The following is a 6,997-nucleotide window of genomic DNA, read 5'->3' as shown; positions in this document are numbered from 1 at the left end:
GGTCGCCGACACCCCCTCCATCCGGTTCAGCTTCTTCTCGATCCGGGCCGCGCACGAAGCGCAGGTCATACCACCGATGGCGAGCTCCACCTCGGCTGTGTCGGGGACCGTCGTAGCCATCACTGCTCCTCGGGCTGGTCGGGGAAGGGGAGGGGAAGAAGGGTGCCGGGCCCGCGGACGGGCCCGGCGGGGTCGCCGTCCGTCAGGCGGCGCGGCCGGTCAGTTCGTAGCCGGCCTCGTCGACGACCTTGGCGAGCAGCGCGTCGTCGGGCTCGGCGGCCGAGGTGACGGTGACCTGGCCGGCCTGGAGGTCGACGTCGACCGCCAGCACCCCGTCCTGGGCGCCGATGTCCCTGGTGAGCGTGGCCTTGCAGTGCCCGCAGGTCATGCCGGAGACGTTGTAGACGGTGGTGACGCCCGTGCTGATCGTGGCGGTGGTGGTGCCGGTGGAGCAGCTTCCGTCAGGGGTGCAGCAGGACATAGTTCCTCCCGGAGAGTCGTCGTGTGTACCCCTGGGGGGTACTGCTTCCTTTCTCCGGAACATATACCCCCTCGGGGTATACAGGCAAGGCCCGGCAGATCACTTGCCTATACCCCCAGGGGGTATATAGTCGATGACGTCGAGCCGCAGGAACCGGCGGCGAACGACGAGAAGCCCGGCGAGTAGCGAGAAGAGGGAGCGAGCGATGGCCGGTTACAGCGACCACAAGGAGGACGTGCGCAAGCGGCTGCGCCGGATCGAGGGGCAGGTCCGCGGCCTGCAGCGGATGGTGGAGGAGGACACCTACTGCATCGACGTCCTCACCCAGGTCTCCGCCACCACGCGCGCCCTGCAGTCCTTCGCCCTCCAGATGCTCGACGAGCACATGGACACCTGCGTGCGCACCGCCGTGGCCGACGGCTCAGGCAGCGGCGACGTCAAGCTGAAGGAGGCGAGCGACGCCATCGCCCGCCTCGTCCGCTCCTGACGCACCACCCCGGCGGTACCCCCGCGCCGCTACTTTGCGGTCGGCACCCGTGCGACGCCGCCCGTCTCCAGGGCCACCCAGAGGGCGCCGTCGGGGCCGAGGGCGATGCCGTGCGGTTCGGACGACGCGGACGGCAGGTCGTACTCGGTGATCCGGCCGTCGGCGGTGACGCGGCCGACGCGGCCCGTGCCCCACTCGGTGAACCAGCAGTCCCCTTCGGACACCGCGACGACGGCGTGCGGCCTGGCCGCGCGGTCGGGGAGCGGGAACTCCCGGATCTCGCCGTCCGTCGAGATCCTGCCGATCCGGCCGGCCCCGATCTCCACGAACCACAGGGCGGTGCCGTCGCTCGCGATGCCCACGGGACCGGCGTCCGGGGTGGGCAGGGGGTGGATCACGGTCTCGCCGCCGGTGGTGATCCGGCCGATGGCGTTCGCCTGGTTGAGGGTGAACCACAGGGCGCCGTCGGGGCCCGCGGTGATCGCCGAGGGGAAACCGCCGGTGATCGGGAGGGCGAACTCGGTGATCTCGCCGGCGGGGGTGATGCGGCCGATGCGGTCGGTGTGCATCTGCGTGAACCACAGCGCGCCGTCCGGGCCCGCGGTGATGCCGAACGGGCCGCTGTCCGGCGTCGGCAGCGCGAAGGACTCCGTCTCGCCGTCGACGGTGACGCGGCCGATGCGGTGGTCCCGGGACCGGGTGAACCACAGGGCGCCGTCGGGTCCGGGCACGATGACCGCCGGCCCGCACGAGGGCGTGTCCAGCGGATACCGCTCGAGGTCGCCGTCGACGGTGAGCCGAGCGACGCCCCCGCCGTGCACCAGGGTGAGCCACAGGGCGCCGTCGGGTCCGGCCGTGATGCCGTAGGGTCCGGCCTTCTCGTCGGCGACGGGGATCTCCGTGACGACCTGGGCGTCGGAAGGGCGCACTTCAGCTCCTGCGGCAAGGTCGGCGACAACTCTCCTGCGGGGCACCACCCTAGGCGTCCCGACCGCTCGCGCCGGCCGGTTCCTCCCCGGCGGGGCCGGGCCGCCGCGCGTGGGCGCCCGGGGGCCAGTGCTCCGGTGACGCCGCGCGGTCGATCGCCGTCTCCACGGCGGTGATCCGTTCGGCGAGCAGCGCGAGCGCCGCCACCGCCCGGGTCAGCGGGTCGTCCTCGGGGCCGCCGAGGGCCTGGCCGCGCACGTGCGCGGCCTTCACCTCGGCCCAGCGCGCCGCCTGCCCGGTGGTGAGCGTGCCGCGCAGTTCGGCCAGTTTCAGCAGGTTGGCCTCGGCTCCGGTGGTGAGGGTCTGGGCCTCGGCCCGGTAGTGGTCCTCGATCAGCGCCGAGAGTTCCGCGTCGTTCATGACCGGCTCGATCCGCTGGGCGATCTTGCGCATGTTCCGGTACGAGCCCTGGAGCCGGAAGGGCGGTTCCGTGCGGGCCTCGTCCGTCCGGGCCGCGGAGCCGATGTACGCGGCGTTCACCGCGAGGACCGTGGCACGGGCGGTGAGCAGATGGCGCAGGACAGCGAGGACGCGCTCCAGCTCGGCCGGCGCGTAGGGGTGGGCCAGGCGGTCCGCGCCGGCCGCCGGGTCCCCCTCGGCGAGGCGGATCAGCAGGTCGAGGTCGGCGCGGTCGCGGCCGGCGAGCGGGGCGAGGACCGGGTTGGCCGTCAGGGCGTTCTCGACGAAGCTCAGCGCGAAGACCCGCTCCTTGCCCGTGAGGACGTCACCGAGGTTCCACACGTCGGCGCGGTTGGCGAGCATGTCGGGGACCTGGAAGCGGCCGCCGGACTCGGTGTAGGGGTTGCCGGCCATACACACCGCGAAGCGCTTGCCGCGCAGGTCGTACGTGTACGGCTCGCCGTCCCGCACCCCGTCGACCCGGCGGGTGGCGTCGCACAGCGGGATGAACTTCTGGAGCAGCTCGGGCGAGGTGTGCTGGATGTCGTCCAGGTACAGCAGGGTGTTGTTGCCCGCCTCCAGCGCGAAGTTGACCTTCTCGATCTCCTGGCGGGCGGTGGCGTTCGGCGCCTCGGCCGGGTCGAGCGAGGTCGTGCCGTGTCCCAGGGCCGGGCCGCTGATCTTCACCAGGATCAGTCCGAGCCGGTCGGCGACGTACTCCATGAGCGTCGTCTTGCCGTAGCCGGGCGGGGAGACCAGCAGGAGCAGCCCGCCGCTGCCGGTGCGGTGCGCCGCGTCCGCGGTGCCGAGCTGCTTGGCGAGGCTGTCGCCGATCAGCGGGAGGTACACCTCGTCGATGAGCCGGTTGCGGACGAAGGCCGGCAGCACGCGCGGCCGGTACTCGTCCAGCCGCAGCCGGGCCCGCTCGGCCGCCACCAGGGTGCCGCGCCGCCGCTGGTAGTCGCGGTGGCCCGGCACGTCGTGGGCGCGGAAGGCGCGGGTGCGGGCGAGGAGTTCGTCGACCCGGACCGTCAGCGCGCCGCCGGTGACGCGCGGATGCGTGCCGAGCAGGCCGTGCACGGTCTCCGTCAGCGGAGCGTCGTACGGGTAGCGCGGCAGGTCCGGGCAGAGTTCGGCGGCCACCGCCTCGGCCAGGTCGCCGGGCGTGACGTCCGTGCCGGTGGCCGTGGTGTACGCGGTGAGCCACGCCTCGGCCAACTGGCGGCGCGCGGCGAGGTCGCCGAGGGCGGCGAGGTCCTCGTCGTAGGCCGGACCGCCCACCGTGCGGCGGAACTTCTCCAGCAGGGTGCGGGTGCCCGCGCCGAGGACGAACCCGTCCGGGCCGCGGGTCAGCTCCTCGAAGAGGTACGCGGCGGCGGCCTCCCCCGTCTCCCCGCCGATGGCCTCGGCCAGTTCCCGCCGCAGGTCGGCGATGGCGGGCGCGAGCCCGAACGTGTCCCGGGCGCGGGCCAGGGAGACCGCGCGGCGCCGCCAGTCCTGCCGGGCCCCCTCCGTCGTGCCGTGCGCCCAGAAGAGCTGGGCGGCGGCGCGGGCGGCGGGCTCGTGGGCCAGGAGGCCCGCGCCGTCGTGCAGGCGCACCAGGGCGGCGAGGATCAGGGTGGCGTCGTGGTCGTGGACGCCCCGCTCGTACCCCTCGTCGTACGCCGCCTCCGCCGCGCCCCGCACGAGGGCGGCCAGGTCGTCGGTCTCGGCGAGGACGGCCGCGCCGTGTGCGTCCAGCAGGCGGGCGGCGAGGTGTTCGGCGCGGTAGACCTCGGGCGACTCGGACGGCAGCAGCCGGTCCCAGTAGGGGCGGGTGGCCGCGAAGTCCGGGTCGGTGACCGGGCGGCGGTAGTCGGTGCCGGTCACGGCGAAGGCCAGGCCGTCGCCGTGCGGGACCAGGGTGAGGTCGAGGGGCTGGGTGCCGACGGCGAAGCGGTGGCCGCCCAGGCGCAGGGTGCGGCCGTCGTCGGCGTACAGGTCGGTGCGGTCGCGCAGCCCGCGCGTCGCCTCCTGGCGGGCCGCTTCGAGCCGGCCGTCGAGTTCCTCCGCCCGTACCGGGTCGCCGAGTTCGCGCAGCTCCGCGGCGGTGCGGCGCACCTTGGCGGGCATCGGGTCGGAGGCGAAGTAGGTGGTGACGGCGTCCGCGTCGGCGAGCGTCGCGGCGCGGCGCACGACGGTGGCGAGGACGCGGACCGCCGAGTCCGCGAGGCGTTCGGCGCGGCGGGCGCGGGCGTCGGCGAGGGACTGCTTGCGGGCGGAGAGCGCCTCGTGGATCTCGTCGCGTTTGTCCGCCAGTTCGCCGAGGAAGTCGTCGAACTCGGCGAACCGGGACTCCAGGTTCTCCACCTGGACCAGCAGTCGGGCGAGCTGCTCGTCGCAGGCCTCCGGGGTGTCGGCCACCGCGAGGGCGCCGGTGACCGTCTGGCCGAGCAGCGCGAACTCGGCGGCGAACCCGGCCCGCCCCTCCTGGTCGAGCAGGTCGCGGCGGCGGGAGCCGAGCACGGCGCGGGCCCGGTTGACCCCGGCGACGGCCTCGGCGACGCGCTCCAGGACGGCCGTGCGGACGGTGGCGTCGCCGATGTCGAGCCCGGCGACGACCTCGGTCACCGTGCCGAGCTGCGCGGCCAGTTCGTCGAGGCGGGCGGCGAGCGGCGCGGCCCCCGCGGCCGTGCCGATCTCCCCGGCCTCGGTGACGAGCCGCTCGATGTCCGCGTGGTACGCGGCGAAGGCGTCCTCACGGGCCAGGTGGGCGACGGCCCGCTGCCCGAACGCGGCCAGGTCGGACTCGGCGCCGGCGGCCAGCTCGTCGATCCGGGCGGTGTCCGCGTACCGCATCTCCTTCAGGGTCAGCAGATGCCCCTGCGCCCGCCGCAGCTCGGACAGCCCGGTCACCCAGGCCGCCGCCGCGCGCGGTGCCTCGCCGCGCAGCCGGCGCACGACCGCCGCGAGCCGGTCGGCGGCCTCCTCCAGGGCGTCGGCCGCCTGCCGCGACAGCGCCTGTACGTTCTCGAACTCGGCGAGCACCTGCTCGGCGGTGGCCCGCACCTGCCCCAACGGGTCGGCGAGGTCGCCGGCTTCCGGGTCGCCCAGCCAGTGGTGGGCGTCGGCCGCGCGGACGCAGGCGGCGGCCAGTTCCGCGTACACCCCGCCGGTCGGCGTGGTCTCCGTGGCGGCGCGCGTGACGGACAGGCAGTCGGAGATGCCCCGGACCAGGTCGGGGTTGCCGATGCGGGCGAGCGGGCCGCTGCCCGCCGGCCGGGTCGCCGCGTACGTGTCGGACACGTACGGGGACGTCCACCGCTGGACGGTGTGCACCCGCGCCGGCTCGCCGTCCCCGGTGCGCAGCAGGGTGAGCGTGCCGTCCTCGAACAGCGCCCAGCCCCGGCAGGGCAGGGGGGTGGCGACCTCCTTGCGGATCAGGTTGTACGGCAGCAGCAGGGTGCGGCCGTGCGCGGGCGCGTGGAACGCGTACAGCACGTCCTCGCCGTTCGGGGCGCGCACCTCGCGCTCGAACTGGAGGCCCGCCGTGTCGAGTTCGTACGTGCGGTGGGTGCCGGTGGCCAGGCAGTGGCCGCCGGGGAAGATGATGCCCTGGTCGTCGGGGAGCCTGCGGCAGGCCTGCCCGATGCCGTCGAGCCGGACGACCGTCCTGGTGAGGGTGTTGAACACCAGGTACCGGTCGGTGTCCTCCTTGTAGGGGCGTACCCGCAGCAGGATCAGGGCGCCGACGCGCGCGTGGGCGATGCGGGCGTCGGCGAGGGCCTGGAGCGGCTCGGCGACGGGTTCGCTGTGGATGCCCTCCGCGGTCTCGGTGTCGTTCTCCACCTTGACGGTGAGGGCGCCGCCGACCGCGGCGACGAAGACCTCGCCGCCGACGGAGACGTGCGGGTGGCGGCCGAGGACGTGGTCCTCGCGCGTCGTGGCGGTCCAGGTGACGTCGTGGGAGGGCGGCAGGACGTGGTCGCGGTCGCCGCGGGCGTCGAGGAAGGACACCCGTCCGTCGTCGGTGAGCGCCCAGCGCAGTACGCGGATGTCGTCGGTCTTCTCGCCGGTGCGGAAGACGGCGAGGAGCCGTCCCTCGACGCGGCGCAGCCGCAGCAGGGTGGCCTCGCGGTAGTAGCGGTAGAGGGCCGCGAACTCCCGGACGAAGGCGGGGTCGTCGAGCAGGCCCGGCACGGCATCCTCGGGCAGCCGTTCGAGGTCGCGGCCGTACAGCGCGAAGACGTCGCCCACCGCGGCCTCGGACCGGGTCGCCACGGGCGTGTTGTGCCCGAGGAGCAGCACCTCGCCGACGGCGACGACGTCCTGGGGGACGCAGGCCCGCTCGGTCCGCAGCCGTTCGGTGCCGGCGAGTTCGAGCCCGGCGGAGCCGAACTCCTCGACCCGGCGGCGGTTCAGCTCCTCGGCCCGCCGGGCCAGCTCGGCGGCCTGCGCGGCCAGGCGGTCGCGCAGTACCTCGTAGGTGCCGGTGTCCAGCGGGGCCGCGGGGGCGGAGGGTGTGCCACGGGCCCCCGTCGGGCCGACGGCCCCGGGCGTGCCGGTGCCCGCCGTCTCCTGCGCGATGGTGTCCGCCCCGGTTGCCATGGGGCTCCTTTCCGCGAGTGGGCCCCGGAGCCGCCGCATGTGTGCGGCGGCTGGGG

General features: G+C 74.7%; 5 protein-coding genes. 1 reads left to right on the top strand and 4 read right to left on the bottom strand.

The window, feature by feature from the left end:
• The coding region (locus tag ACH499_RS33910) for a cation transporter (protein ID WP_399020841.1) at positions 1–120 on the bottom strand (120 nt) is incomplete at its 3' end.
• 82 nt (positions 121–202) lie between these two features.
• On the bottom strand, positions 203–481 hold the full coding sequence (locus ACH499_RS33905) for a heavy-metal-associated domain-containing protein (protein ID WP_356206636.1): 279 nt from the start codon (positions 479–481) through the stop codon (positions 203–205).
• A gap of 205 nt (positions 482–686) precedes the next feature.
• On the opposite strand from ACH499_RS33905, the gene ACH499_RS33900 reads away from it, so the two are divergent.
• Positions 687–968, top strand: a complete 282-nt coding sequence (locus ACH499_RS33900; RefSeq protein WP_356206634.1) for a metal-sensitive transcriptional regulator — start codon at positions 687–689, stop codon at positions 966–968.
• 29 nt (positions 969–997) lie between these two features.
• Here the strand turns inward: ACH499_RS33900 and ACH499_RS33895 are convergent, their stop codons facing one another.
• Together ACH499_RS33895 and ACH499_RS33890 are read right to left on the bottom strand one after the other, a co-directional pair.
• Complete coding sequence (locus ACH499_RS33895) at positions 998–1,897, bottom strand: virginiamycin B lyase (protein WP_356206631.1); 900 nt, start codon at positions 1,895–1,897, stop codon at positions 998–1,000.
• 49 nt (positions 1,898–1,946) lie between these two features.
• Positions 1,947–6,941 (bottom strand): DNA repair ATPase, encoded by a 4,995-nt coding sequence (locus ACH499_RS33890; RefSeq protein ID WP_399020838.1) that lies wholly within the window; start codon positions 6,939–6,941, stop codon positions 1,947–1,949.
• Between the last annotated feature and the right edge of the window lie 56 nt (positions 6,942–6,997).

Source organism: Streptomyces sp. NPDC018947 (assembly GCF_044390505.1).
In the GTDB taxonomy this organism is placed as follows: Bacteria; Actinomycetota; Actinomycetes; order Streptomycetales; family Streptomycetaceae; genus Streptomyces.
Note: the sequence above shows the minus strand (reverse complement) of the source record. Positions and strands in the feature narration are given on the sequence as shown.